Below are 397 nucleotides of genomic sequence, written 5' to 3' on the forward strand. Positions count from 1 at the left end.
GCCATGGTATTCAGTCCCGGGAGCTGGCTCCCCTTGCGCGGCTGCGTGCGCAGCAAGTCGGGCATCGGGATGAACCGACGCTCGGGACGCTCGGTGAGCGCCTCAGCCTGGCCGATCACGCGCAGCGTGCCGTCAGCGTCCATGTCCAGGCCGGATACCAGGAGGTACTCGCGCAGGCTCGACTCGGCCCCGCTGTTGTGGCCGTAGAACTCGCGCATGATCGCCGGGCAGTCCTGAGACTGCAGCGCCCAGGCCAGCTGAGAGGAAGCCTTACGGCCCTTGCCGGCACGCACCTGCTCGTCGTCGTAGATCTTCGTCTTCTCGTCGACAGCCATATGGGTGACCACGAAGCGCATCTCGCCCAGGGCGCTCGGCCGCAGTTCTCCGTCGGGCGAGC

General features: G+C 67.5%; 1 protein-coding gene. It reads right to left on the bottom strand.

Features of this window, described 5'->3' with window-relative positions; genetic code table 11:
• Positions 1-356 (bottom strand): hypothetical protein (locus G3I78_RS50205; protein ID WP_203616615.1); only part of this gene is annotated, 356 nt, incomplete at its 3' end.
• Between the last annotated feature and the right edge of the window lie 41 nt (positions 357-397).

Origin of the sequence: Streptomyces sp. SID13726 (assembly GCF_010548375.1) — a bacterium.
GTDB lineage: Bacteria > Actinomycetota > Actinomycetes > Streptomycetales > Streptomycetaceae > Streptomyces.